Origin of the sequence: Actinomadura sp. WAC 06369 (genome assembly GCF_003947565.1) — a bacterium.
GTDB lineage: Bacteria > Actinomycetota > Actinomycetes > Streptosporangiales > Streptosporangiaceae > Spirillospora > Spirillospora rifamycini.
Genome location: NZ_QHJN01000113.1, coordinates 1 through 25,799, shown reverse-complemented (window position 1 = coordinate 25,799; position 25,799 = coordinate 1). Strand labels below are relative to the sequence as shown.

Below are 25,799 nucleotides of genomic sequence, written 5' to 3'. Positions count from 1 at the left end.
GGCGGCGACCCCCTCGGCGGTCCGCTGAGCGGCCCCGCGCCGTCGGCCTCCGGTCCGGGCCCCGAGATCGGCGACGCGACCGTCCATGTGCCTCCCGGTTCCGACCCTCTGGGCGGTCCGCTGGGCGCGGGACCGCTGGACGGCGGTCCGTTGAGCGGTCCAGGCGCTTTCGGGAGCGCGCCGGGGACCGATCTGGGCGATGCCACGATGCGCGTGCCCTCGGGCGGCGACCCCCTCGGCGGTCCGCTGAGCGGCCCCGCGCCGTCGGCCTCCGGTCCGGGCCCCGAGATCGGCGACGCGACCGTCCATGTGCCTCCCGGTTCCGACCCTCTGGGCGGTCCGCTGGGCGGGCCGCCGTCCCCTGCCGCGAACGCGGAAGGCGCCCCGGCCGCGGGCGGGCCCGGAAGCGGCCCGCCGGGGACCGGCCCGAGCGCGTCGGACGGGTTCGGCGACGCCACCGTGCACGTCCCCCGCGGCGGCGACCCCTTGGGCGCGCCTGCGCCGAACGGGCCCGCTCCTGCGTCCTCGAACGTTCCGGACGCTCCCGGGGCGAGTCCCGCACCGGGTGCGGGCTTCCCCGCGTCCGGGCCTTCGGGCTCGGACGTCCCGGGCACCGACCGGGGCGCGCCTTCCCCGGAGACGAGCGTGGACGTGTTCCGGGGCGGGGCGCCCGTGCCCGCCGGCCCGGGGGCTCCGAACGCTCCGGGCGCGTCCGGTGCCCCGGGCGGGTTCGGCGGCGCCGCGATGGGCCCGCCGGGGACGCCGCCCGGCGGCGGAGCGCAGACGACGGCGACGGACCCGCCCGCGAAGGCGGTCGGGTTCGGGTCCGGGGGCGTGCCGGGCGGACCGGGCGGCCCCGGCGGACCCGGGGGGCCGGGCGGGACCGGCGGCCCCGGGAAGGGGAAGCGGGGCCTTCTCGGCCACCTGCGGTCGCGCGACAGCGGCTGGCGGCGCTTCCTGCCCTCGTGGAAGCTGGTGGCCGGGGTCATCGGGCTCGGGGTCGCGAGCGTGGTGACGCTGGTGTGGGTCGCGTACTCGAACACGCCGACCCCCGCGGAGCCGACGGTCGAGGGCGTCCAGGACCAGGCGTCGATCTTCTACTACACCGACGGCAGCGAGATCGGCCGGATCGGGAAGAAGCGGCAGAGCGTCGACCTGGAGAAGGTCCCGGAGGTCGTGCAGAACGCGGTGCTGGCGGCGGAGAACCGCAGCTTCCGCTCCGACCCCGGGTTCTCGGTCAAGGGCACCGCGCGGGCGGCGTGGGAGAACCTGACCGGCGGGTCCGGCGGCGGCTCCACCATCACGCAGCAGCTCGCCAAGAACTACTACTCCGACCCCAACAACCGGACGATGAGCCGGAAATTCAAAGAGCTGTTCATCTCGGTGAAGCTCGAGGAGAAGTACACCAAGGACGAGATCCTCGAGCTGTACCTGAACACCATCTACCTCGGCCGGAACACGTACGGGATCCAGGCGGCGTCCCGGGAGTACTTCGGCAAGGACGTCTGGGAGCTCAAGCCCGACCAGGCCGCCCTGCTCGGCGGGCTCATCCAGCACCCCAACCGCGACCCGGCCGAGAAGCAGTGGCGGCAGTGGGCGCAGGGCCGCTACGAGTACACGCTGAACGGGCTCGTCGGCATGGGCCAGATGAAGGCGGCGGACGCGGAGAAGTACAAGAAGACCTTCCCCAAGGTCTTCTCGCGCAACGCCGGCGACCAGCTGTACGAGGGCCAGCAGGGCTACATGCTGATGCGGGCCAAGGAGGAGCTGCGGCGGCGCGGCATCGACGAGCAGGAGCTCACCACCAAGGGCCTGCGGGTGTACACGACGTTCAACCGCAAGCGGATGGCGGACGCGCGCAAGGCCGTCGAGGACAGCATCTCCCAGGTGAACCCGAAGAAGCTCGCGAAGAAGGACATCCAGGTCGGGCTGGTGTCGGTCAACACCGAGAACGGCGAGGTCATCGCCTTCTACGGCGGGCCGGGCTACCTGGAGCAGTCGTTCAACACCGTGTGGCAGGGCTCCGCGCAGGCGGGGTCGGCGGTGAAGCCGTACGTGCTGGCGACCGCGCTGAAGCAGGGGTACAGCCTCAAGAGCCTCGTCGAGGGGCGGTCGAACACCCCGATCGACGCGAACGGCAACGTGGTGCCGAAGGGGACGGCGGGCGCGACGGTCGTCCCGAACACCCACGACGTCGGCCCGGCGATCACGCTGACGAAGGCGCTGCAGGACTCGGTCAACACCGCGTTCCTGCAGCTCGCCGGGAAGGTCGGCGTCGACGAGGTGAAGGAGACCGAGACCGACGCGGGCATCTCCCCCGACCTGCTGAAGGGGCACGTCGGGATCAACCTGGCGCTCGGCGTCAACGACATCCGGGCGATCGAGCAGGCGGCCGGGTACCAGGCGTTCGCCAACGGCGGCGTCTACCACGAGCCGCACGTCATCCGGATCGTGAAGCAGACCGACAACGAGACGGTGCGGCTGAAGCCGAAGTACGAGTCGCGGCGGATCTTCAGCAAGGGCGTCGCGGCGGACGCGACGTACGCGATGCAGCAGGTCGTCCGGGGCGGCACGGCGACGGCGGCGCGGCTGCCGGACGGACGGGACGTCGCGGGCAAGACGGGCACCACGGACCGGAACGTGTCGTCGTGGTTCGTCGGCTACGTGCCGCAGGTGTCGACCGCGGTGACGATGTTCAGCGACGCGAACGGGCCGGACGGCAAGAAGAAGTCGGTCGTCCTGCCGGGGATCGGCGAGGTCGAGGGCGGGACGATCCCGGCGCGGCTGTGGCGCGCGTACATGGTGCGGGCGACCGAGGGCCTGGAGGCCAAGGCGTTCCCCGAGCCGACGTTCGGCGGGATCGCGCAGAAGTGGGCGAAGCCGCCGAAGCCGAAGAAGCCCGAGAAGCCGGAGTGGTGCGACGAGCCGTGGGGCAACCTCGACCCGCGGTGCCGCGGCGAGGGCGGCGGGGGCGGCGACAAGCCGCCGTGCCGGTCGCCGATCCCGAACGGCGAGTGCGACATCCGCAAGCCGCCGAGCGACCCGCCGCCGCGGTGGTGGTGCCAGATCAACCGCGGCGCCGAGCAGTGCCGGGGGCGCGGGGGCCGGAACCGCGACACCGAGTTCGAGGACGTGCGGCCGCTGCTCCCGTTCGGCAGACCGCCGGAGTGAGGCGGCGATGACGGTGATCGCGGCCCGCGGCGCGGCGGGCGCCGCCGGGCGTCCCGCCGGTGAGGTCCTGTCAGATCGGGGTGTGACATGAATTATGTTCGCGTACCGCCGCGGGCGGCGCCGCCCGCGGCGGCGGGCGGCACGGCGCCCCCCGCCGCCGCCGCGCGGCCGGGCAGGCCGGGCCGGGAATCGGGCATCGCGCCGGAACGGTCCGGACGAACCGGTACCGGATGGCATGATCGAGGTCGTTCGACCCCCACAGGGGCATCGGGCGCAACCGCTCCCGCCCCCACGTCCGCACGTGCGCAGTACCCTCTGACGACGCACAGCCGTACCCCAGTTGATGAGGCCGCGTGAGTAACCCAAGCCGATACGGACCGGAATACGGAGACAGCCAGGGCCGCAGGCGCGCCCCCCGCCCCGGCCCTTCCGGCGGCGGTCAGCGCGGGAACCCCGGCGGCTCCCCGCCGCCCGGCAGGCAGCCGCGGCCGGGGCCTCGCCAGGGCGGGCGCGGCGGCGGTCCGGCCCGTCCCGCGGGCCCCCCGGGAGGGCGGCGCCGCGGGCAGCCCGCGGCGATGCCGTCCGGCCCGTCCGGCCCCCCGCCGGGACGCGGCCCCGGCGGTCCGGGAGGGCCCGGGGGGCCTGGACGTCCCGGCGGCCCGGGCGGTCCGGGCAGGCCGGGCGGCCCCGGCGGCCCCGGCGGGCAGGGGCGTCCCGGCGGGCCGGGCGGTCCCGGTCCGCGGCGGCAGGGCGGTCCGGGCGGACCCGGCGGCCCGGGCGGTCCCGGGGGGCGGCGCGGCAAGCCGTCGGACAAGCCGGAGAAGACCGGCTGGCGGAAGTACGTCCCGTCCTGGAAGGTCGCCCTCTCGGTCGTCACCGTGGGCATCGTCGCCATCGCGACGCTCCTCGTCGTGGTGTACGTGCAGACGCCGATCCCCGACGAGGCGCAGGCGGACGCCGTCCGCCAGTCCTCGGTGATCGAGTACAAGGACGGCGAGGTGCTGGCGCGGGTCGGGATGAACCGGACCAGCGTCCCGCTCGATCAAGTGCCGAAGCACGTGCAGAACGCGGTGCTCGCGGCCGAGGACCGCAAGTTCTGGACGGAACCGGGCGTCTCGCCGTCGGGCATCGCCCGGGCGGTCGTGACGGCGGCGACCGGCGGCGAGGTCACCGGCGCGTCGACGATCACGCAGCAGCTCGCCCGCAACTACTTCGCGGGGCTCAGCCAGGAGCGGACCGTCAGCCGGAAGCTGAAGGAGATCATGATCTCCATCCGGCTGGGCAACGAGGAGAAGAAGGAGAAGATCCTCGAGCTCTACCTCAACACGGTCCCCTTCGGGCGGCAGGCGTACGGCATCCAGGCCGCGGCCCGCGCCTACTTCCACACGACGGTCGACAAGCTGACCGTGGAGCAGGCCGCGCTGCTCGCCGCGATGATCCAGCAGCCGAGCTACTTCGTCACCTACGGCAACCCCACCGACCCGGAGAAGAAGAAGGCCAAGGAAGCGCTGGTCTTCCGCTGGAACTACGTGCTGAAGGGCATGGTCGAGGAGGGCTGGCTCGAGGAGAGCAAGCGCCAGGCGATGAAGTTCCCGCAGACCCAGAAGGAGTGGAGCGACGTGCAGGGCGGCGAGCAGGCCGGCTACCTGCGCGAGCGCGTCGTCCGCGAGCTGGAGGCGCTGGGCATCCCGGAGACCGCCCTGGAGACCGAGGGCCTGAAGATCACGACGACCTTCGACCACGGGCTCCAGGAGTTCACCGCCAAGGCCGTCGAGAAGATCAAGAAGGACAACGGCCTCGGCAAGGAGATCCACTTCGGGCTCAGCGCGGTCGACCCGAAGACGGGCGGCGTCATCGCGGCGTACGGCGGCCCCGGCTACGAGGAGCAGCAGTTCGACGACTCGTTCCAGGGCAAGGTGCAGCCCGGTTCGTCCTTCAAGCCGATCGTGCTCGCGACCGCCCTCAGCCAGGGCATCAGCCTGAAGACCACGATGGACGGCAGCTACCGGCGGGTCATCAACGGCACGCCGTTCACGAACGACAACCGTGCCGAGGACGGCGTCTACGACCTCCAAGAGATGACGGCGATGTCGATCAACACGTCGTACGTGGAGCTCGGCCAGAAGGTCGGCCTTGAGAACGTCATCCAGATGGCCAAGAAGATGGGCATGAAGGACGCCCCGCTCGAGCCCGTCACCTCGCTGCCGCTGGGCGTCATCGACGCCAGCTCGGTCACGATGGCGTCGGTGTACTCGACGTTCGCGGCCGGCGGCGTCCACCGGCCCGCGCACGTGATCAAGTCGATCGAGAAGATCAACGGCGATCCGGTCAAGAACGAGGACGGCGAGGTCGTCAAGAAGAACCCGTGGGGCGACGGCGAGCGGGTCTTCGAGGAGGGCGTCGCGCGCGACGCGACCGCCGCCATGCGGGACGTCGTCACGAGCGGTACCGGTGAGCGCGCCGCCCTCCCGGACCGCCCGGTCGCCGGCAAGACCGGTACCACCGACAAGCACCGGTCGGCCTGGTTCGTCGGCTACACCCCGCAACTGTCCACGGCCGTGGCCATGTGGCGCGAGGACAAGAACAGGAACCGGCTGTCCCTGGAGGGCATCGGCAACTACACCCAGGTCTACGGTGGTACCGTCCCCGCCGACCTGTTCAAGACGTTCATGATGCAGGCGCACAAGGGCCAGCCGGTCATGCAGTTCGAGCCCGCCGTGTACGGCGGTGAGGTCGCCGCCTGGGCCAAGCCCGAGCTGACGACGCCCTCGCCGTCGTCGTCGCCGTCCACGTCGACGTCCCCCTCCTGCCGCCCCGGGCAGGACGGGCCGGGCGGCCAGGACGGCGAGAACTGCCAGAGCGAATCGCCGCCGGCGACGGAGAGCCCGACCGGCCAGCCGACCGGCGGAGCGAAGAAGCCCTGCACGTCTCCGTGGAACACGCCGGTCGGCTGCGACCCCGCCCTCCCCCCGCCGGGCTACCCGGACTGGTGGTGCGACCGGGAGAACAGGCGGGAGACCGTCCCCGAGTGCCGCCCCGAGAACCCGGAGGGCCCCGGCGGCCCCAACGGTCCCAATACGCAGAACGACTGACGGGACGGCGGTAACGCCCCAGCCCGGCCGGAAGGCCCGGAGCCGCAGCACGCGGATCCGGGCCTTCCGCGTGCCGGGAGCGGCGCCCCCGGCCGAATGGACCGGTGCAAGCCCCGGGCGCGCGCGGGCTCGATCACCAATAGTCTTGCTGTCCATGTCGTCGTCTTCTGAGAGGCTCGCGAAGCCCGACGCCGAGACCGGGGACGTCCGCGGGCGCATGGCGCGGCTCGTCCCGGTCCTGACGGGCGCCACGGCCCTGGTGTGCCTGCTGGGATGGCTGCAGAAGCGGCCGTGCTCGTCCGCGGGCTTCGACTTCATCGAGACGACGACGAACGCCTGCTACACCGACGTCTACCCGCTCTACTACGTGCGCGGGCTGAACGACGGGCTGATCCCGTACTTCGACTCGTTCCCCGGCACCGACATCCGGTTCGTCGAGTACCCGGTGCTGAGCGGCGGGCTCATGCAGCTCGTCGCGTGGCTCGTGTCCCCGTTCGGCGACGACGGACGGGGCATGGCGTTCTACAACGTGACCGTGCTGCTGCTCGCCGTCCTCGCGGTCGCGACCGTCCTGGCGACGGCGTACGCGGCCGGGCGCCGCTCGCTGCGCACCGGGCTCATGGTCGCCCTGTCCCCCGCGCTGCTCCTCAGCGCGTACATCAACTGGGACCTGCTCGCCGTCGGGCTGTCCGCGCTGGCGCTGGCGGCGTGGTCGAAGCGACGGCCCGCCCTCGCGGGCGTCCTGCTGGGGCTGGCCATCGCCGCGAAGTTCTACCCGCTGCTGTTCCTGGGCCCGCTCGTCCTGCTCTGTGTGCGCGCGGGCCAGTGGCGGGCGATGGGGCGGATGCTCGCGGGCACCGCCGCCGCGTGGCTCGCGACGAACCTCCCGGTGATGCTGTTCGCCTGGGACGGGTGGCTGCAGTTCTACACGTTCAGCCAGGACCGCGGCATCGACTGGGGCTCCATCTGGTTCTTCCTCCGCGACCAGGGCATGCCCGGACTGGACGACACCGGCCGGCTCAACCTCCTCGGCACCGGCACCTGCCTCGTGCTCTGCGCCGGCATCGGGGTGCTCGCGCTGGCCGCGCCGCGCCGCCCCCGGCTGCCGCAGCTGATGTTCCTCGTCCTGGTGGCGTTCATGCTGCCCAACAAGGTCTGGTCGCCGCAGTACGTGCTGTGGCTGCTGCCCCTCGCGGTGCTGGCCCGGCCGAAGCTCCCCGCGTTCGTCGCCTGGCAGGTCGGCGAGATCGTCTACTTCTTCGGCATCTGGTGGTTCCTGCTGTCGGTGTCCGCGCAGACCACCGGCGCGGACCTGTCCGGCACGCTGTCGGCGGTGCTGGCCCTGGACGCCCCCGAGGGCGGCATCGGCCAGGACGTCTACAACATCGCGCTGCTCGCCCGGTTCGTCACCGTGCTCGCACTCGCCGCGCTCATCGTGTGGGAGGTGCTGCGCCCGTCCGCCGACGCGGTCAGAGCCGACGGCGCGGACGATCCCGCGGGCGGCGTCCTCGACGGCGCGGACGACGCGGTGTCGCTCGGGCGGTGGCGCGCCGCGCGCCGCACGGCCCGCGGGGCCGCTGCATCGGCCGTCCCGTAGGTCACGGAGGTCACGCGCGCCCCGGCGGTTCCGCGGGTCGCCCAAGGTCACGGAGAACTTCGGGGATTCGCGGTGCGCCGGAGGCCCCTGGGACGCGGGCGTGCCGGGCCGGACGTCCGGCACGTGGGTGGAACGCATGGTTTTGCGGGGGTTTCTGGGGCATGATCGCCGTTGCCCGGGACCCCGCGGACGCGGGGCGCGCGAACCACCGGGGAGATGACGACGTGGACGCGAATCGAGCACTGGACGAACTGACCGCCGGACGCCTCGCACCGGGCGTCTACCAGTGGCGGACGCCCCCCGCGGCGGGAGCGCTCGGCGACGCGGCCTGGACCGAGCGGGCCGGGGAGGCCGGCTGGCGCGGCTTCCACCTGGACGGACGCCGCGCCTCCGACAGCGGCGAGTTCCTGCGGCTGTGCGGCGAGACCTTCGGCTTCCCCGAGGGGGTGGGCACCACCTGGGAAGCCCTGGAGGGCGCCCTCACCGACCTGTCCTGGGCGCCCGCGGAGCACGGGTACATGGTGCTGTACGAGTCGTGGTCCGAACTCGCGGAGGACGACCAGCCGGCGTTCCGCGCGGTACTGGACCTCTTCGCCGGGGCGGTCAAGCGCTGGCGCGACACCGCCACCCCCATGACCGTGCTCCTGTCGAGCGTCGGCGTGGAGGTGGCGGGCGTGCCCCGGCTCGCGTGACCGTCCGGGCGGGCTAGTAGGTGGAGCCGGCGCCGGCGCCTGCCAGCGCGATCACGCCGATGAAGTAGAGGAGCCAGACGAGCCCCCAGATCGCCGTGACGATGTACCCCATGACGAGCCCGGCGGTGGCCATGCCCGAGCCGCCCTCGCGCGTCCGCCGGATCTGGGACTGCGCGACGTGCCCGAAGATGATCGCCAGGATGGACGTGAAGCCGCAGAACACGATGCCGATCAGCCCGCACACCATGGAGGCGGTCGCCATGCCGTTGGTGGGGGGCGCCGACGGCGGGCCGTAGTGGTGGTGCTGCACCGCGGGCTGGGCCTGGTACTGGGCGTACGGGTCCTGGGACCCGTAACCGTAGGGGTCGTAAGGGGGCTGTGCCATGGGTTCCCCGTTCGGTTCGCGCGCCACCGGCGAGATCGCGCGTGCGCGGAGGACTGGTTCCGGATTAAGCCAGTGTGACCCACGAACGGATCACGGCGCCATCCTGTGTTGTCGATCGGGTTAGACGCAGCCCGCGCCGCTCGGGTTCCCGCGAACTCCGAGGAAGACCGTCCGTCCGCGCTCCGGGACCGGACGGACGGGACGGTCAGCCGAGGTTCTCGCGCAGCCAGGCGATGTCGTCGGCCTGCCCGGCCGCCGGGGTCTCCACCACGACCGGCGCGCCCGCCGCCCGCACCACGGTGAGGATGAGGTCGGTGTCGATGCTGCCGCTGCCGAGGTTGGCGTGCCGGTCGGCGCCCGACCCGAACGCGTCCCGGCTGTCGTTGCAGTGCACGAGGTCGATGCGTCCGGTGATGGCCTTGATCCGGTCGACGGCGTCGATGAGCGCCTCGCCCGCCGCGTGCGCGTGGCAGGTGTCGAGGCAGAACCCGAGCTTGGACTCCAGCCCCGGGACGCCCGACAGCACCTCCCAGAGCCGGGCGATCCGGTCGAACTTCCGGGCCATGGCGTTGCCGCCGCCCGCGGTGTTCTCGATGTAGACGGGGATCGGGCACTCGACCCGCTCGAACACCTTGCGCCAGTTCTCGAAGCCGGTCTCCGGGTCGTCGTCCTTCAGGACGTGCCCGCCGTGCACGATCAGCGCCTTCGCGCCGATGGACGCCGCCGCCTCGAGCTGCTGCGTGAGGTTCTTGCGGCTCGGGATCCGGATGCGGTTGTTGGACGTCGCCACGTTGATCGTGTACGGGGCGTGCACGAACACGTCCACGCCGGACCCGGCCAGCGCCTCGACGCCCTCGGGCAGGACGGGCTTCTTCCACCCCTGCGGGTCGCCCAGGAAGAACTGCACGACGTCGGCGCCGATGGCGCGTGCGTTGTCCAGCGGGTTGGTCTGGTCGACGTGGGCTCCGATGCGCATGCCACCGAGGTTAGCCGCGGAGGACGACAGTACGGTGCGACTTCGCCCACGCTCCGGCGCGCGTCCCGGCGCGCGTCCTCGGGCGTGCGCGGGGCCGCCGTCCCGGCGCCGCGCGAGGGGGCGGGCGCGCGCGAGAGCGGTCGCGCGGGGGATCAGACGGAGAAGCCGCCGTGGCTCAGCGCGAACGCGCCGCCGAGGAACGCGGCGATCATGCCGATGATGTTGAGCCACCGCTGGTTGATCGTTCCGGAGATCATCTGGGAGTAGAGCGCGAGCGGCAGGCCGATGACGGCCGCGATCGCGCCGGGGAGATGGGTCGCGGGGATCCAGCCCAGGACGAGGGCGGCGATCCCGATGGTGATGGAGGCGGCGGCGAGCGCGTTCCCCACCGCGTGCGATTCGGTCTGGACGTCGGGACGCGCGGCCGCGTCCGGACCGCTTCGGGCCGCCTGCCTGCTCCCGGCTGCCTCCTGTGGCATCGGACCTCCTCGTGGTGTGTCGCCGCTCGGCCGGCGGGCCGGTCGACCGGACGGACGGTGATCTAAGGGTTCCCGGGACGGATGAGGATCAACCTGCGAGCCCGGGCGGAAAATGTCGGCGGCACCCGGTACGGTCGAACACGGATTCGAGAACGAGTCGAGGCCGTCCCCGAGGGGAAGCGGGGAGAAGGCGGAGGCGAGGCAATGGACCACAGCGAGCTGGCGCTGATCGGGGACGCGGAGCTGGTGGAGGAGCTGACGCTGCTCACGACGCAGACCGCCCGGATGCGCGCCCGCATGACCGACATCATGACCGAGCTGGAACGGCGGCGCTGCTCGGCGTCGTCCCGTCCCGGTCCGCGTTCCGGCGGCCGCCAGGGCGCGCGTCCCGGAGCGCACCGCTGACGGGAGCCCCGCGGCGGCCGCGTCCGGGGACGGCGCGGACGCCGGGGGCGCGCGCCGGCGGGGAACCGGCGCGCGGCACCGGCGGCGTGCGGAACGCGGTCACGGGCCACCTGCCGAGTTGGTAGCCTGTATCGGTCCCGTGGCAGGTCCGCCCGGCGATCCGGGCAGCCGACCGCCGCGGGAGACGCGACAGCCCTCCTGTCACGGAGAGACCGTGACCGCACCAGTCCAGAGGAGGTAGGGACCAGCATGCGTCGTTACGAAGTCATGACGATCCTCGACCCCGGCATCGACGAGCGCACCGCTCCGGCGGCCCTCGAGCCGTTCCTGAAGGTCGTCAAGGACGACGGTGGCAGCGTCGAGAAGGTCGACGTCTGGGGCCGCCGTCGCCTGGCGTACGACATCCAGAAGAAGTCCGAAGGCATCTACGCGGTGGTCGACCTGTCGGCTGAGCCCGCCACGGTCAAGGAGCTCGACCGGCAGCTCAACCTCAGCGAGTCGATCCTCCGCACGAAGGTCATCCGTCCCGAGGTCCACTGAGCCAGGGCTCAGCCCTCAGAGCAGCCGGAGCGAGCCCCATGGCAGGCGACACCGTAATCACCCTCGTCGGGAACCTCGTCGAGGACCCGACCCTGCGCTTCACCAACAGCGGCGTACCTGTCGCCTCCTTCCGCGTCGCCTCGACGCCGCGGTCGTTCGACCGCCAGTCGGGCGAGTGGAAGGACGGCGAGACGCTGTTCATGTCCTGCAGCGTCTGGCGGCAGGCCGCGGAGAACGTGGCCGAGAGCCTGCAGCGCGGCATGCGGGTCATCGTGCAGGGCCGGCTCAAGGCGCGGACCTACGAGGCCCAGGGTGACAAGCGCACCGTCTTCGAGATCGACGTCGAAGAGGTCGGCCCGTCACTGCGCAGCGCCACCGCCAAGGTCAACAAGACCCAGCGGCAGGGCGGCGGAGGCGGCGGTGGCGGCTTCGGCGGCGGCGGCGGTTTCGGCGGCGGCCAGCAGGGCGGCGGCGACGGCTTCGGGGGCGGGCAGCCCCAGGGCGGTTTCGGCGGCGGCGGCCAGCAGCAGGGCGCCCCGGGCAACGACCCCTGGGCCACCGGCGGCGGTGGCGGCGGCTACAACGACGACCCGCCGTTCTAGCGCCTGCCCCGGCGCCGGCCGGCACCCGGCGGCGGTTCCGCGCCGCCGCGGTCCCAGACGTCCGCCGCACCCCGGCGGAGCAATGATCCAGCACACGTCCATTCCCGCGTGAGCGGGGCTCTCCCAAAGGAGCACCACGATGGCGAAGCCACCTCCGCGCAAGCCGAAGAAGAAGGTTTGCGTGTTCTGCCAGGAGAAGATCTCCTACGTCGACTACAAGGACACGGTCCTGCTGCGGAAGTTCATCTCCGACCGCGGCAAGATCCGTGCCCGTCGTGTCACGGGCAACTGCACCCAGCACCAGCGCGACGTCGCCACGGCGATCAAGAACGCCCGCGAGATGGCGCTGCTGCCCTACACCAGCACCGCGCGCTGAGGCCGGGGGGAAGCAGATCATGAAGCTCATCCTGACCCAGCAGGTCTCCGGGCTCGGCGAGCCCGGTGACGTCATCGAGGTCCGCGACGGCTACGGCCGCAACTACCTGATCCCGCGCGGGTTCGCCATCCGGTGGACGCGCGGCGGCGAGAAGGAGATCGACTCGATCAAGAAGGCGCGTTCGGCCCGCGAGATCGCGACCGTCGAGCACGCCAAGGAGGTCGCCGACCGGCTCGGCGGGCTGCGCGTCACGCTGCGCACCCGGACCGGCAGCAACGGCCGCCTGTTCGGCGCGGTGACCGCCGCCGACATCGCCGAGGCGGTCAAGGCCGCCGACGGCCCCGACCTGGACCGCCGCCGCATCGAGATCGGCAACCCGATCAAGACCGTCGGCACGCACCGGGTCAGCATCCGGCTGCACTCGGACGTCAACGCCACCATCGACGTCGACGTCGTCGAGGGCTGACGCCCGCACGGCCCCGAAACGGCCCCCGCGCGGTTCGCCGCGCGGGGGCCGCTTCACGTGAAACGCCAGCGACCCCCCCGGTGCTTGGGTGATCGACCACCGCCGGATACGTTCCGTTACTAGATCACTACGGGACGGACGGGGAGGGTGTTGATCGTGCGATCGGGGGAGGATCCGCAGTTCGAGCCGCCGGTGTCGCGCCGGACGGTCATCGGCGGGGCCATGGGGGCCGGCTTGCTCGCGGCGGGACTCGGGCCGCACCATGGGGCCATGGCGGACGAACGAGCCGCCGGGCCGCCCGGCGGGCAGGCGGCGCCCGGCGAGGAGCCGTCGCCCGGTGAGGCGACGCCGCCCGGCGAACGCGCGGAGTTCCGGGCGAACGAGCCCCGGGTCTACACGCGCGAGGACTGGAAAGCCCGTCCGCCCAAACGCGCCGCGAAGGTGCTGAACCGGGCACCGGACCGCATCATCGTGCACCACACCGCCACGGCGAACAGCAAGGACCGGTCCCTCGCGCACGCGTTCGCGCTGTCGCGCAGCATCCAGCGCTGGCACATGCGGGACAACGGCTGGGACGACGCCGGCCAGCAGCTCACGATCAGCCGCGGCGGCATCGTCATGGAGGGCCGCAACCAGAGCCTGAGCTCGATCCGGGCCGGGCGGCTCGCGGTCGGTGCGCAGGTGCTCCACCACAACGACCACACCATCGGCATCGAGAACGAGGGCACCTACACCAGGAGCGGCGTGCCCCAGCGGCTGTGGGGTTCGCTGGTCGAGGTGTGCGCGTGGCTCTGCGAGCAGTACCGCCTGGACCCGTCCGACGCGATCGTCGGGCACCGCGACTTCAACGCGACCGCCTGCCCGGGCGACCGGCTCTACCGGCGGCTCCCCGACCTGCGCCGCGAGGTCGCGAAGCGGCTGGACGGGCCGCCGAAGGGCGGCGGGTACCCGGAGGCGTCGATCTTCCCGCCGTTCGACCCGTTCGGCTGAGCGCGCCCGTCACGTGTCGCGGGCGGTGTAGCCGGAGCGGCGGCGGGCGATCTCCGGATCGAGTTCCTCCACCAGCGACCAGATGCCCGCGACCCGCTCCACCAGCGTCTCCGGAGGCAGCTCGGCCAGGCCCTCCGCCGCCAGGTCGTCGATCGCCTGCGCCAGCCGGGCCAACCGCTCGCCGTCCGTAGAACACATGTTCGAATAGTAGTGAGCGTGGAGCATGGGGCGTGTGTGCTTTGCCGATTCGATACGCACACTTTCGAACACGTAACGTGACTCCGCGTAGCTCAGCGGACGGCGCCGGTCACCATCCAGCGGTCGCCGCGCGCCCGCAGGCCGAGCGTGAGCATCCGCGTGGCCATCCACAGCCCGATCGCGATCCACAGCCCGACGAGCCCCGCGCCCGTCCAGTACGCGACGAGCGCCGCGGGCAGGAACACCAGCGTCGCGGCGAGCGTCGTCACCGCGAGGTACGCGCCGTCGCCCGCGCCGATCAGGATGCCGTCCAGCACGAACACCACGCCCGCGACCGGCTGCAGCAGCGCGACCAGCAGCAGGGACGCGAGCAGCAGGTCCCGCACGGCGTCGTCGCCGGTGAACAGCCCCGGCAGCAGCGGCCGCGCCGCGAGGATCAGCACGCCGAACAGCACCCCGCAGACGACGCCCCACCCCACCATCCGGCGGGTGACCGCCCGCGTCCCCGCGACGTCCGACGCCCCCAGGTACCGCCCGGTGATCGCCTGCCCCGCGATGGCGATGGCGTCGAGCGCGAACGCCAGCAGCGTCCACACCTGGAACCCGACCTGGTAGGCCGCGATCTCCGCGTCGCCCATCCGCGCCGCGATCGACGTCCCGACGATGAGCACCACCCGCAGCGCCGCCGTCCGCAGCAGCAGCCCGAACCCCGCGGTCGCCGCCGTCCGCAGCCCCGCGGCGTCCGGCCGCACCGGCGCCCCGTGCCGCCGCGCGCCCCGCAGCACCACCGCGACGTAGACGGCCGCGCTCGCCGTCTGCGCGATCACCGTCCCCCACGCCGAGCCCGCGATCCCCCACTCCAGGACGATCACGAACAGCACGTTGAGCACGAGGTTCGCGCCGAACCCCCCAACGGCCACGAGCAGCGGCGTCCGCGTGTCCTGCAGCCCCCGCAGGACGCCCGTCCCGGCGAGGACCACGAGCATCGAGGGGATGCCGAACAGGCTCACCCGCAGGTACGTCTCCGCGTACGGGGCCACGTCGGGCGAGGCCCCGAAAGCGTCCACGATCCCCGGGACCAGCGGCCACGCCGCGGCGACGATCACCGCGCCGATCGCGAGGGCGAGCCACATCCCGTCGATGCCCTGCCGGATCGCGGCCCGCAGGTCCCCGGCGCCCACCTGGCGCGCGACGCCCGCGGTCGTCCCGTACGCGAGAAACACGCACAGGTAGACCAGGGTGCTCAGCGCCTGCCCCGCCACCCCGAGCCCGCCGAGCTGGTGGGTGCCGAGATGCCCGATGATGGCGCTGTCCGACAGCAGGAACAGCGGTTCGGCGACGAGGGCGCCGAACGCCGGCACGGCGAGCCGCAGGATCTCGCGGTCCTGTGCGTTCATGAGGCGGCGGCGGGGGTTCGTCACCGCTGAAACCTACCAGGCTGTAACCGGCGAAACGGCTTTCACCCCTTACCTTGGACTTCCCGGCCGACTTTCTTTCCCTCACACCCGGTGGATGACGTCATGCCTGGTCAGCGACTCGCCAGGCGATCTTGTAGAGAACTTTCCCCAGAGTTGTCCACAGGTCGTGCACAAGCTCCACGGCGTGTTTGCACAGGTTGTCCACAGAGTTGTCCACAGGCCGCTTTGCTCCCGGCCCGCCGCGCTCGGGAGAATGTCCGACGCCTCGGATAGACCTGAGACGCACGGGCGTCGCGCGGACGGGGCCGCCGCCGTCCGAGATGAAGGGGGTGCAGCCGTGAGCGTGTCCGACATCGGGCCTCAGGAGCAGGAGTTCGAGCGCACTCCCCCGCACGACATCGCCGCCGAACAGGGCGTCCTCGGCGGCATGCTCCTCTCCCAGGACGCCATCGCCGAGGTCATCGAGGTCCTGCGCACCTCCGACTTCTACCGCCCCGCGCACCAGATCATCTACGACGTCGTCCTCGACCTCTACGGCCGCGGCGACCCCGCCGACGCCGTCACCGTCTCGGGCGAGCTGACCAAGAACGGCGAGATCAACCGCATCGGCGGCGCCCCCTACCTGCACACGCTGATCTCCTCGGTGCCCACCGCCGCCAACGCGGGCTACTACGCCAAGATCGTCCACGAGCGCGCGGTGCTGCGCCGCCTCGTCGAGACCGGCACCCGCATCGTCCAGATGGGCTACGCCGCCGACGGCGCCGACGCCGACGAGGTCCTCGACCGCGCCCAGGCCGAGGTCTTCGCCATCGCCGAGAAGCGCGCCGGCGAGGACTACGTGCCGCTCAGTGAGATCATGCCCGGCGCGCTGGACGAGATCGAGGCGATCGGCAGCCGCGGCGGCCAGATGGTCGGCACCCCCACCGGCTTCGCCGACCTCGACGCCCTCACCAACGGCCTCCACCCGGGCCAGATGATCGTCGTCGCCGCCCGCCCCGCGATGGGCAAGGCGCTCGGACTGGACACACCGCTGCCGACCCCCACGGGCTGGACGACGATGGGCGAGGTCCGGGTCGGCGACCGCCTGATCGGCGCCGACGGCGAGCCGACCCGCGTCGTCGCCGCCACCGACGTGATGCGCGACCGCCCCTGCTACGAGGTCGAGTTCTCCGACGGCGAGGTCATCGTCGCCGACGCCGGACACCAGTGGCGCACCACCGCTCCGCCCGGGCACCTGCGCCCGGCGGGCCAGGGCAGGAGGACCACGACGGCCATGCTGACGGCCGCCCACCGGTGCACGTCCCCGGCGGCCGCCGAGACCGGCGGCCGCGCCGTCCGGACGACGGCGGAGATCTTCGCGACGCTCCGCCACGGCACGCGGAACCACGCGGTCGAGGTCGCCGCGCCCTTCGACCTCCCCGAAGCCGACCTCCCCGCCGACCCCTACCTCCTCGGGCTCCGCCTCGGCGCCGGCCGCGCGCCGCACCTCCCGGACGTGTGCCTGCGCGCGTCCGTCCGGCAGCGCCTGGCCCTGCTGGACGGCCTCCTCGACACGGCGGCGACCACCGGGGCGGACGGCCGCGTCCGGTTGACGCTCGCGGACGAGGTCCTCGCGCACGCCGTCCGCGAACTCCTCCTGACCCTCGGCAGGCGCGCCGCCGTCGAACCCGCCGGCGACGGCCGCACCCACCGGATCGTCCTCGACGACGCGCGTGAGCGGCACATCGTCGACGTCCGTCCGGTGGCGAGCGTGCCGGTGCGGTGCGTCCAGGTCGACAACGACGACCACATGTACCTGGCGGGGCGCTCGTGCATCCCGACCCACAACTCGACGCTCGCGCTCGACTTCGCGCGGGCGGCGTCGATCAAGCACGGGCTGACCTCGGCGTTCTTCAGCCTGGAGATGGGCCGCAACGAGATCACGATGCGGCTGCTGTCGGCGGAGGCGCGGGTGGCGCTGCACGCGATGCGGTCCGGCACGATGCAGGACGAGGACTGGACGCGGCTCGCGCGGCGGATGAGCGAGGTCGCGGAGGCGCCCCTGTTCATCGACGACTCCCCCAACATGTCGATGATGGAGATCCGGGCGAAGTGCCGGCGGCTGAAGCAGCAGCACGACCTGCGCCTGGTGATCATCGACTACCTGCAGCTGATGACGTCCGGGAAGCGGGTGGAGAGCCGCCAGGTCGAGGTGTCGGAGTTCTCCCGGTCGCTGAAGCTGCTCGCGAAGGAACTCGGCGTCCCCGTCATCGCGCTGTCGCAGCTCAACCGAGGCCCCGAACAGCGAACAGACAAAAAGCCCATGGTGTCCGACCTTCGCGAATCGGGCAGTATCGAGCAGGATGCGGACATGGTGATCCTGCTGCATCGGGAGGACGCGTACGAGAAGGAGTCGCCGCGGGCCGGTGAGGCCGACCTGATCGTCGCCAAGCACCGCAACGGCCCGACCGCGACCGTGACCGTCGCGTTCCAGGGGCACTACAGCCGGTTCGTCGACATGGCCCAGTAGCGGACGGGGCGGGCACGAGGGTCCGGGGTCAGTTCCGGAACAGGCGCCAGAAAGCCAGGGCGGTCTCCTCGACCGGCGCGGGGGCGTCGTCGTCGACCCAGGTGGCGAGCACGCCGATCAGGGCGCCCGCCAGGTACGCGGCATGCACCCCGGCCGGCACGTCGTCGACCCCGGCGGGGCGGCGCCCGTCCCGGAACGAGGCCGCCAGTTCGCTGGTCAGCCGTGCCCGCATGCGCGCGGCGAACAGCGCGCTTCCCCGGCTGCCCAGCATGCGCCGATACAGGGCCGCGTTGTCGGAGACGTGCTGGAACAGCGCGCGGAGCGGTGGCGGCACGTCGTCCCGGGGCGCGTCGAGGGGGCAGAGCGCCGCCGCGCGCGCCACGTGGGCCAGCGCGTCCTCCATGGCGTCGGTCACCAGCGCGTTCACGTCGGGGAAGTGCTGGTAGACGGTGGCCCGGTTCACGCCGGCGTGCCTGGCGACTTCCGCCATGGTGATCGCGGTGGTCTCCTTGGCCGCGGCCAGGTCCAGGATCGCCGTCCGCAGCCGGGCGCGGCTGCGGACGGCGCGAGGGTCGTCCGGGTTCATGCCGCCACACTAACCGACATCTGTCGATTTACTAATCGACAGATGTCGGTTAGTGTCCTCGGTATGCGAATCGAGATCTGGGCGGACGTGGTCTGCGCGTGGGCGTTCATCGGCAAGCGGCGCCTGGAGAAGGCGCTCGACGGCGCCGAAGCGGAGGTGATCTGGCGTCCCTTCAGGATCGACCCGACCACGCCCGACCGGGCGGTTCCCCTTGAGGAAGCCTTGCGCGACCCGATGGTCGACGGCGCCCTCCGGCAGTGCGCGCCGGGGCTGACGCCTGCGGAGAACCGGGTCCGCGTCTCCCGGATCGCGGCGGACGAAGGGCTGGGGCCGCGGTGGGGGGCGGCCTGGCGCGCCGGCAGCCACGGCGCGCACCGGCTGCTGCACCTGGCGTTGGAGCACGGCGGCACCGCGCTGCAGAACGAGGTCGCCGAGCAGGTGATGAGGGCGCATTTCATCGAGGGCGCCGACATCAGCGACCGCCGCCTCCTCGGGGACGTCGCCGTCCGGTCGGGATTCGCCGAGGGGGCCGCGTTGCTCGGCACCGGCGCCGGGGACCGCGAGGTGCGGGAACTCCTCCTGGTCGGCAAGGCGAGGGGCATCGCGACGTCGCCGACGATCGTGGTCGGCGACCGGGCGCTGGCGGGCGCCCAGCCGCCGGAGGCGATCGCCGGCTTCCTCGCCGGCGGAGACCGCGGCCGCGAGATGCCCGCGGAGGTGCGGCGCCTGCGCTGGGCCGAGTCCCTGCTGGACCGGCGCGACCCGCTCGGCGCGCTGGTCCTGCTGAAGCCCCTGCTGGACGGGCACGGCGACGACCTGAACGTCCGCCGGGTCGCGGCCCGCGCCTACTTCCACTCGGCCCAGCTGGCCCGCGCCCGCGGCGTGCTGGAGCGGCTGATCGCCGCCGCGCCGGACGACGCCTACGCGCGGCTCCTGCTGGGCCGCACCCTCCAGCGCCTGGGCGACGCGGACCGGGCGGCCCCGCACCTGAAGATGGCCGCCGCCATGGCGCCCGAGTTCGCCTGACCGGCCGGCCGGTCAGGCGGGGGCCTGCCCGTCGCCGGGGCGCGTGCGCCCGGCGGCGAGGCGGGGGAGCGCGTCGGCGAAGTCCTGGAGAAATCGGCTGAACGGCTCGCCGCCGGCGACCTCGCCTCCCTGCCGGTACACCCAGTAGGGCGGGTCCGGCAGGGTCAGGTCTTCGGCGCGGAAGTAGAAGAACAGGTATCCCTGGTGGGTCTGGAAGACGAACGTGTCGGCGAAGGACGCCCAGTCGAGCCCGTCGTCGACGACGATCTCTCGGGCGGTGTCCTTGGCTTCTTCCAGCAGCCAGGTGTAGTCCCACTCGTAGCGGGCGAGCCAGTAGGGGGTGCGGCCGCCGAACTCCAGGAACTCCCGGTAGAGGGAGGGGAGCGCGGTGACGCCCTGGGCGGCCATCAGCGCTTCGATCTCGCCGGCGGTGCAGCCGTCCAGGTCGTCGGGGCGGACGAGGCCGCGGCGGATCAGCGGCTCGGCCAGGTCGGCCATGAAGCCCATGTCAGATCCAGGTGGGGACGGCGCCGCCGGCGTAGCGGGCGCCGAAGCCGCCGGTGGGCAGGATCTCGGCGATGGCGTCCAGGTCGGCCGGGGTGAGCCGGAGGTCGGCGGCGGCGGTGTTCTCCTCCACCCGGGCGGGGCTGCGGGTTCCGGGGATCGGCACGATGTCGTCGCCCTGGGCGAGGAGCCAGGCGATGGCGAGCTGGGCGACGGTGGCGTCCTTGGCCGCGGCGAGGTCGGCGAAGCGGCGGACGGCGTCGAGGTTCTTCTCGTAGTTGCCGGGCTGCCAGCGGGGGTCGTGGTTGCGCATGTCGGTCGGGTCGTACTCGCCGGCGGGCTTGGCGGTGCCGGTGATGAAGCCGCGGCCGAGCGGGGAGTAGGCGACGAAGCCGATGCCGAGTTCGCGCAGGACGGGGAAGAGCTCTTCGACGTCGCGCTCGAACAGGGAGTACTCGGTCTGCAGGACCGAGACGGGCTGGACGGCGTGGGCGCGGCGGATGGTCTGCGGCCCGGCCTCGGAGAGCCCGAAGTACTTGACCTTGCCCGCTTCGATGAGTTCCTTGACGGTGCCGGCGACGTCCTCGATGGGCACGTCCGGGTCGACGCGGTGCTGGTACAGGACGTCGACGTGGTCGACGCCGAGGTAGCGCAGGCTGTTGTCGAGGACGTCGCGGATGTGGTCGGGGCGCGAGTCGGTGCCCATCTCGCGGGTGAAGCCGAACTTGGTCGCGATGGTGATCTCGTCGCGGAAGGGGGCGACGGTCCGTCCGACGATCTTCTCGTTGGCGCCCCAGCCGTACAGTTCGGCGGTGTCGAAGTGGGTGACGCCCAGCTCGCGGGCGCGCCGGATGGCGGCGGCGCCCTCGGCGTCGTCGCCGGGGCCGTAGCCGAGCGAGATGCCCATCGCGCCGTAGCCGATGGCCGAAGCGACCAGGCCCTGGCGGCCCAGAGTGCGCTGCTGCATGGTGGTTCCCTCCCGAGGACGAACCGAACCGTTCGGTATGGCCAGCCTAGTGTGCCCCGGCGCGCGGTCAAACCGAACGGTTCGGTTGGCTAGGCTGACGGCATGGCCAGCACCGACTCCACCCGTGACCGGATCGTCGCCGCGGCGGGGGCCGAGTTCGCCGGGCACGGGATCGCCGGTGCCCGGGTCGACCGGATCGCCAGGGCCGCCCAGACGAGCAAGGAACGCGTGTACGCGTACTTCCGCAGCAAGGAGAAGCTGTACGCCTTCGTGGCCGCGCGGGAACTGGCGGCCGCGGCCGACGCCGTCCACCTGGACCCGGCCGACCTGCCCGCCTATGCCGGGCAGCTGTTCGACTACTTCGCGGCGCACCCCGACCGGTACCGGTTCATCGCCTGGGGGCGGCTGGAGTTGACCGGCGACGTCTCCGACGACCCCGCCTCCGCGCTGTACCGGGACGCGATCCGCTGCAAGGTCGAGCGGATCCGCGGCGCCCAGGAGGCGGGGGACCTGGACGCCTCGTGGGATCCGGTGGACGTGCTGGCCCTGGTGTCGCAGATCGCCCACACCTGGCTCGACCAGGGGGAACTCTCGGCCGTCGCCCGGTGCGCGGCGGCCGATCCGGCGCCGTCCGCCCGCCGGGACGCCGTCGTCCGCGCGGTCGCGGCGATCTTCCCGCCGCGCGCCGGGAAAGGTTCTTGACCTAGAGGTCAAGAACCGTGCTAGTGGTTCGGGCATGGGGAGGCCGAAGCAGTTCGATCCGGACGTCGCGGTCGAGCGGGCGATGCAGGTGTTCTGGCGTAAGGGCTACGCCGGGACGACCCCGCAGGACCTGGTCGACGCGATCGGCATCGGCAAGGGCAGCCTCTACAACGCCTTCGGCAGCAAGCACGAACTGTTCGAGCGGGCGCTCCGGCGGTACCGGGACGACCAGGCGGTGGCGTTCGTCGCGGTGCTGGAGCGTCCGGGGCCGGTGAAGGAGCGGCTGCGCGGGGCGCTGGAGATGCTCGTGGCGATGGACCTCGCGGACGGCGGGCGGCGCGGCTGCATGGCCGTGAACACGGCCGCGGAGCTGGGGCGCGACGACCCGGAGGCGAGCGAGCTGGTCCGGCGGATGCTCGACCGGACCGAGGCGGCCTTCCGCGCGTTGGTCGAGGAGGGGCAGCGGGCGGGGGAGATCGCGCCGGAGCGGGACGCGGCCGCGCTCGGCGGCCTGCTGTCGAACACGGTCGTGGGCCTGCGGCTGCTGGCCCGGGTCGCCGACGGCCCCGAACGGCTCAACCGGGTGATCGACGGGGTGATCGACTCCCTCTGACTCTGTATGCGGCGGTTCGTCCGCCGTTTTTTCGGCCCTTGTTTTGTACCTGTAGTTCAAGAAGGAGACGTCATGCAGCTGAACCTCGACGCGAAGACCGCCGTGGTCACCGGTGCCAGCCGGGGCATCGGCCTCGCGACCGTCCGGACCCTGACGGCCGAGGGGGTGCGCGTCGTCGGCGCCGCCCGCACGGTCACGCCCGAGCTGAAGGAGACCGGGGCGCACGCCGTGGCGGCCGACCTGAGCACGCCGGACGGCGTCGCGGCGCTCATGGACGAGGCGTTCGCCGAACTGGGCGGCATCGACCTGCTGGTGAACAACGTCGGGGGCGGGGACGCCGTCGAGCCCGGCGGGTTCCTCGACGTCGACGACGCCGCGTGGGGCTCGATCCTCGACGTGAACCTGATGAGCGCCGTCCGGGTGACGCGCGCGGCGCTGCCGAGCCTGATCGAGCGGCGCGGGTCGATCGTCAACGTGTCGTCCATGAACGCGCGGATGCCCGCCGCCGGCCCGGTCGCCTACAGCGCGGCGAAGGCGGCGCTCACCGCGCTGGGCAAGTCGCTGGCCGAGGAGTTCGGGCCGCGCGGGGTGCGCGTGAACACCGTCTCGCCGGGCGTGACCCGCACCGCGATCTGGGAGGACCCGGACGGCTTCGGCGGCAAGATGGCCGCGGCGGTCGGGGTGGAGCACGCCGCCCTGCTGGAGGGGATGCCGGCCGCGGCCGGGATCACCACCGGCCGCATCACCGAACCCGGCGAGGTCGCGGCGCTGATCGCGTTCCTGCTGTCGGACGTCGCGGGCAACACCATCGGCGCCGAGTACCTGATCGACGGCGGCTCGGTGAAGGCGAGCTGAACGACGTTCGTCCCCCGCGGGAGCCTCCCGCGGGGGACGGACCGTGCCGGATCAGGCCGAGACAGCCTCGATCGCGGGGGCGCGCAGGACGCGGCGGGTCGACAGGGCGGCGGTCGCGCCGGTGAGGACCGCGGCGAGCGCGACGACCCCGACGTACGTCCACACCCCGCCCTCCGGCACCGGCGAGTCGACGCGCACCAGGCTGAACGGGACGATCGTGAACAGCGAGGCCGCGGACCCGCAGACCACGCCGATGACGGTCAGCAGCGCCGACTCGACGGCGACCGTGCCCATCACCTGGCGCGGCGTCGCCCCGGCGAGGCGGGTCTGGCCGAACTCGCGGCGGCGGTGCGCCGTGGCCGCGACCAGGGTGTTCACCAGCATGATCGCCGTAAAGAGGACCACCATCCCGATCACCACGAAGTTGAGCGTCTCGATGTTCCTGTCCTCGGAGGTCTTGACGATCCCCGCGGCCGCGGCGGCGGAGTTCTCGGTGGACTGCATGTAGAGGGTGCCGACCGCGATGCCGGTGAACAGGATCACCGGGGTGACGGCGGCGGCCGTCGCGCCCGTCCGGCGCAGCATCCCGGTGACCGCCAGGTCGCCCGCGACGCCGCCGAACCGGCGCAGCGGACCGGCCAGGACGGACGCCGCGCGCCGCACGATCGCGGGAGCGAGCAGCGCCAGGCCGAGCGCGGCGAAGATGTCGGCCTGCCCGGAGGTGGCCATGGCGTTGCTGCCCTCGTCCCGCATCACCGTCACGGTCACGACCGCCTCGCCGAGCGCGACCGCGAAGAAGAACCACGCGAAGGCGGCCCGCTTCCTCGTGAGCCGCCCCGAGTCGGTCTCGGCGAGCGTGTCGGCGATCCGGCCGCGCGCCAGGCGGCGCGCGGTGAGCAGCGCGGCGCCGACCGCCGAGACGAACGTGATCCCGACGCCCATCGAGACCGCGACCGGGCCGAACGCGTGCGGCACGCTCCCCGGGACCTGCCCGGTGTCGTGCAGCAGCCCGAGCAGGGCGCGCCCGGCGAGGACGGCCGGACCGACCGCGAGCAGCGACGCGACCACCGCGAGCACCGCCGCCTCCCCGGTGATCATGCGGGTGAGCTGCGCGGGCGTCGCGCCGACGCTCTTCAGCAGCGCCATCTCCGCGGACCGCTGCCGCACCGACAGCGTCAGCGTGGACGTCACCGCGAACACCACCAGCAGCAGCCCCCAGCCGCCGACGACGCTCGCCATCGTGACCAGCGTCTCGTGGGCCGCCCCGCTCGTGCCGGACGCCGTGTCGAGCATCGACGCGAACGCCATCAGGATCGTCGCGCCGAGGAACAGGGCGAGGAAGCTCGCCGTGAACGCGCCGGTCCGCTTGCGCAGCGAGCGCAGTGCCAGGGCGGTCACCGGCCCGCCCCCGCCGGGACGCGCTGGCGCTCGACCTCGTCGGCCAGGTGCGTCATCCGCTCGGCGACGGCCTCGGCCGTCGGCGCCGGCTGGTGCCCCACGATCCGCCCGTCCGCCAGGTAGAGGACGGCGTCCGCGCAGGCCGCCGCGACCGGGTCGTGCGTCACCATCACGATCGTCTGCCCGCCCGCCCGGACGGTCTCCCGCAGCAGCGCGAGGACCTCCCGGGCGCTCCGCGTGTCGAGCGCCCCCGTCGGCTCGTCCGCGAACAGGACGCGGGGCCGGGCGACGAGCGCCCGCGCGATCGCCACCCGCTGCTGCTGCCCGCCGGACAGCTCCGCCGGCAGATGCCCGAGCCGGTCGCCGAGCCCGACCCGCCGCAGCACGTCCGCGGCCGCCCCCCGGTCCACCGGGCGCCCCGCCAGCTTGAGCGGCAGCGTCACGTTCTGCATGACGGTCAGCGCGGGCAGCAGGTTGAAGTGCTGGAACACGAACCCGATCCGCTCCCGGCGGAACCGGGTCAGCGCCGCCTCGGTCTCGCCCGCCAGCTCGGCGCCGTCCACCAGGACCCGCCCCTCGGTCGGCCGGTCCAGCCCCGCGGCGCACTGCAGCAGCGTGCTCTTCCCGCTTCCGGACGGGCCCATCACCGCCGTGAACGACCCCGCGGGCAGCGACAGCGACACCCCGTCCAGCGCCGCCACCCGGCCGTCGCCCGTCCCGTAGACCTTCCGAACTCCCTCAAGCCGAAGGGCCTCACCCGACCTCTCGGCCGGGGGCGCGGTCTTGCGTCCGAACATCGATTCCGCCTTCCGCCCGTGCGCCCCCACCCGGAGCGCCTCCGGATACGAAGCTACGGACCGCGCACGCCCCGGCAGATGGGTCCAGCACGCCGATCGAGGTAGACAAAACCCCACTGTGTTTATTTGCAAGGCCCTCGGCGTCAGGCCGCGGGGCGGCCTTCCTTCAACGGGCCTTGCGTGCGATTGCTGCATCGCTCCGACTCGCCCCAGGGGGCTCGCTGCGCGATCAGGTTCTTGCTTCGCTCGAACCTGGCTTCGCTCGCAATCGCAGTGGTACCGGCCCGCTCCGGCTAAGGAACCGGTGGCTGAGGCACTGGCGGCCGGGGACCTGGCGGCCGGGGACCTGGTGGCGAGGGTCCGCTGGCCAGGGGCGAGTGGTGAGGGTCCCGGTGGTAAGGGGCGGGTGGCCAGGGTCCGGTGGCTGAGGAGTTGGCGACCGGGGACCTGGTGGC

General features: G+C 72.8%; 25 protein-coding genes. 15 read left to right on the top strand and 10 right to left on the bottom strand.

The genetic code is table 11. The features are described from left to right. Positions 1-645: 645 nt before the first annotated feature. From DMH08_RS26790 to DMH08_RS26770, 4 genes are all read left to right on the top strand, one after another. Positions 646-3,171, top strand: a complete 2,526-nt coding sequence (locus DMH08_RS26790; protein WP_125618502.1) for a transglycosylase domain-containing protein — start codon at positions 646-648, stop codon at positions 3,169-3,171. An 878-nt stretch (positions 3,172-4,049) separates the two neighbouring features. Next, a complete protein-coding gene (locus tag DMH08_RS26780) occupies positions 4,050-6,263 on the top strand; it encodes a transglycosylase domain-containing protein (protein ID WP_026403980.1) in 2,214 nt (737 codons plus the stop codon). A 154-nt stretch (positions 6,264-6,417) separates the two neighbouring features. Continuing rightward, complete coding sequence (locus tag DMH08_RS26775) at positions 6,418-7,860, top strand: glycosyltransferase family 87 protein (RefSeq protein ID WP_125618500.1); 1,443 nt, start codon at positions 6,418-6,420, stop codon at positions 7,858-7,860. Between the two features lie 161 nt (positions 7,861-8,021). Continuing rightward, entirely contained in the window at positions 8,022-8,552 is a 531-nt protein-coding gene (locus tag DMH08_RS26770) for a barstar family protein (RefSeq protein ID WP_125618498.1), read from the top strand. A 13-nt stretch (positions 8,553-8,565) separates the two neighbouring features. Here the strand turns inward: DMH08_RS26770 and DMH08_RS26765 are convergent, their stop codons facing one another. The 3 genes from DMH08_RS26765 to DMH08_RS26750 all read right to left on the bottom strand — a co-directional run bounded on the left by DMH08_RS26765 (position 8,566) and on the right by DMH08_RS26750 (position 10,392). Further along, a complete protein-coding gene (locus tag DMH08_RS26765; RefSeq protein ID WP_125618496.1) occupies positions 8,566-8,937 on the bottom strand; it encodes a DUF4190 domain-containing protein in 372 nt (123 codons plus the stop codon). A 205-nt stretch (positions 8,938-9,142) separates the two neighbouring features. Further along, positions 9,143-9,913, bottom strand: a complete 771-nt coding sequence (locus DMH08_RS26760; RefSeq protein WP_026403977.1) for a deoxyribonuclease IV — start codon at positions 9,911-9,913, stop codon at positions 9,143-9,145. A 152-nt stretch (positions 9,914-10,065) separates the two neighbouring features. Further along, complete coding sequence (locus DMH08_RS26750) at positions 10,066-10,392, bottom strand: hypothetical protein (RefSeq protein WP_125618492.1); 327 nt, start codon at positions 10,390-10,392, stop codon at positions 10,066-10,068. A gap of 204 nt (positions 10,393-10,596) precedes the next feature. On the opposite strand from DMH08_RS26750, the gene DMH08_RS26745 reads away from it, so the two are divergent. The 6 genes from DMH08_RS26745 to DMH08_RS26720 all read left to right on the top strand — a co-directional run bounded on the left by DMH08_RS26745 (position 10,597) and on the right by DMH08_RS26720 (position 13,771). Further along, positions 10,597-10,797 carry a hypothetical protein gene (locus DMH08_RS26745; RefSeq protein WP_034519533.1) on the top strand — a complete coding sequence of 67 codons (201 nt, stop codon included), beginning with the start codon at positions 10,597-10,599 and terminating at the stop codon, positions 10,795-10,797. Positions 10,798-11,046: 249 nt separating this feature from the next. Beyond that, positions 11,047-11,337, top strand: coding sequence for a 30S ribosomal protein S6 (rpsF, locus tag DMH08_RS26740; protein WP_026403975.1), 291 nt, complete (start codon positions 11,047-11,049; stop codon positions 11,335-11,337). Positions 11,338-11,375: 38 nt separating this feature from the next. Then, on the top strand, positions 11,376-11,939 hold the full coding sequence (locus tag DMH08_RS26735) for a single-stranded DNA-binding protein (RefSeq protein WP_026403974.1): 564 nt from the start codon (positions 11,376-11,378) through the stop codon (positions 11,937-11,939). Positions 11,940-12,078: 139 nt separating this feature from the next. Continuing rightward, positions 12,079-12,315, top strand: coding sequence for a 30S ribosomal protein S18 (gene rpsR / locus DMH08_RS26730; RefSeq protein ID WP_026403973.1), 237 nt, complete (start codon positions 12,079-12,081; stop codon positions 12,313-12,315). Between the two features lie 19 nt (positions 12,316-12,334). Then, a complete protein-coding gene (rplI, locus tag DMH08_RS26725; RefSeq protein ID WP_026403972.1) occupies positions 12,335-12,781 on the top strand; it encodes a 50S ribosomal protein L9 in 447 nt (148 codons plus the stop codon). 270 nt (positions 12,782-13,051) lie between these two features. Then, positions 13,052-13,771 (top strand): peptidoglycan recognition protein family protein, encoded by a 720-nt coding sequence (locus DMH08_RS26720; protein WP_125618490.1) that lies wholly within the window; start codon positions 13,052-13,054, stop codon positions 13,769-13,771. A gap of 9 nt (positions 13,772-13,780) precedes the next feature. Here the strand turns inward: DMH08_RS26720 and DMH08_RS26715 are convergent, their stop codons facing one another. Together DMH08_RS26715 and DMH08_RS26710 are read right to left on the bottom strand one after the other, a co-directional pair. Next, positions 13,781-13,969, bottom strand: a complete 189-nt coding sequence (locus DMH08_RS26715; protein WP_026403971.1) for a hypothetical protein — start codon at positions 13,967-13,969, stop codon at positions 13,781-13,783. Between the two features lie 92 nt (positions 13,970-14,061). Next, positions 14,062-15,366: an MATE family efflux transporter gene (locus DMH08_RS26710; RefSeq protein ID WP_125618504.1), complete on the bottom strand. Its 1,305-nt coding sequence runs from the start codon at positions 15,364-15,366 to the stop codon at positions 14,062-14,064. 358 nt (positions 15,367-15,724) lie between these two features. Here DMH08_RS26710 and dnaB point away from each other — a divergent pair, with 358 nt between their 5' ends. After that, a complete protein-coding gene (dnaB, locus tag DMH08_RS26705; protein WP_199748026.1) occupies positions 15,725-17,896 on the top strand; it encodes a replicative DNA helicase in 2,172 nt (723 codons plus the stop codon). A gap of 28 nt (positions 17,897-17,924) precedes the next feature. Here the strand turns inward: dnaB and DMH08_RS26700 are convergent, their stop codons facing one another. Further along, entirely contained in the window at positions 17,925-18,482 is a 558-nt protein-coding gene (locus tag DMH08_RS26700; protein WP_026403968.1) for a TetR/AcrR family transcriptional regulator, read from the bottom strand. A 63-nt stretch (positions 18,483-18,545) separates the two neighbouring features. Here DMH08_RS26700 and DMH08_RS26695 point away from each other — a divergent pair, with 63 nt between their 5' ends. Then, positions 18,546-19,508 (top strand): DsbA family oxidoreductase, encoded by a 963-nt coding sequence (locus DMH08_RS26695; protein ID WP_125618487.1) that lies wholly within the window; start codon positions 18,546-18,548, stop codon positions 19,506-19,508. Between the two features lie 12 nt (positions 19,509-19,520). Here DMH08_RS26695 and DMH08_RS26690 read toward each other — a convergent pair whose 3' ends face one another. Both DMH08_RS26690 and DMH08_RS26685 read right to left on the bottom strand, forming a co-directional pair. Then, positions 19,521-20,015: a hypothetical protein gene (locus tag DMH08_RS26690; RefSeq protein ID WP_125618485.1), complete on the bottom strand. Its 495-nt coding sequence runs from the start codon at positions 20,013-20,015 to the stop codon at positions 19,521-19,523. A 1-nt stretch (position 20,016) separates the two neighbouring features. Then, positions 20,017-20,979, bottom strand: coding sequence for an aldo/keto reductase (locus DMH08_RS26685; protein WP_125618483.1), 963 nt, complete (start codon positions 20,977-20,979; stop codon positions 20,017-20,019). Positions 20,980-21,081: 102 nt separating this feature from the next. Between DMH08_RS26685 and DMH08_RS26680 the strand changes: the two genes are divergently transcribed. From DMH08_RS26680 to DMH08_RS26670, 3 genes are all read left to right on the top strand, one after another. Next, a complete protein-coding gene (locus DMH08_RS26680) occupies positions 21,082-21,681 on the top strand; it encodes a TetR family transcriptional regulator (protein WP_125618481.1) in 600 nt (199 codons plus the stop codon). Between the two features lie 34 nt (positions 21,682-21,715). Further along, positions 21,716-22,294 (top strand): TetR/AcrR family transcriptional regulator, encoded by a 579-nt coding sequence (locus tag DMH08_RS26675; RefSeq protein WP_026403963.1) that lies wholly within the window; start codon positions 21,716-21,718, stop codon positions 22,292-22,294. Between the two features lie 72 nt (positions 22,295-22,366). Beyond that, positions 22,367-23,149, top strand: coding sequence for an oxidoreductase (locus DMH08_RS26670; RefSeq protein ID WP_026403962.1), 783 nt, complete (start codon positions 22,367-22,369; stop codon positions 23,147-23,149). A 51-nt stretch (positions 23,150-23,200) separates the two neighbouring features. On the opposite strand, the gene DMH08_RS26665 is transcribed toward DMH08_RS26670, so the two are convergent. Together DMH08_RS26665 and DMH08_RS26660 are read right to left on the bottom strand one after the other, a co-directional pair. After that, complete coding sequence (locus DMH08_RS26665) at positions 23,201-24,547, bottom strand: ABC transporter permease (protein ID WP_125618480.1); 1,347 nt, start codon at positions 24,545-24,547, stop codon at positions 23,201-23,203. Then, the gene (locus DMH08_RS26660) at positions 24,544-25,344 is read right to left on the bottom strand and encodes an ABC transporter ATP-binding protein (RefSeq protein WP_125618478.1); all 801 of its coding nucleotides are present in this window, start codon (positions 25,342-25,344) and stop codon (positions 24,544-24,546) included. Before DMH08_RS26660 ends, DMH08_RS26665 begins: the two co-directional genes overlap by 4 nt. Positions 25,345-25,799: the final 455 nt, after the last annotated feature.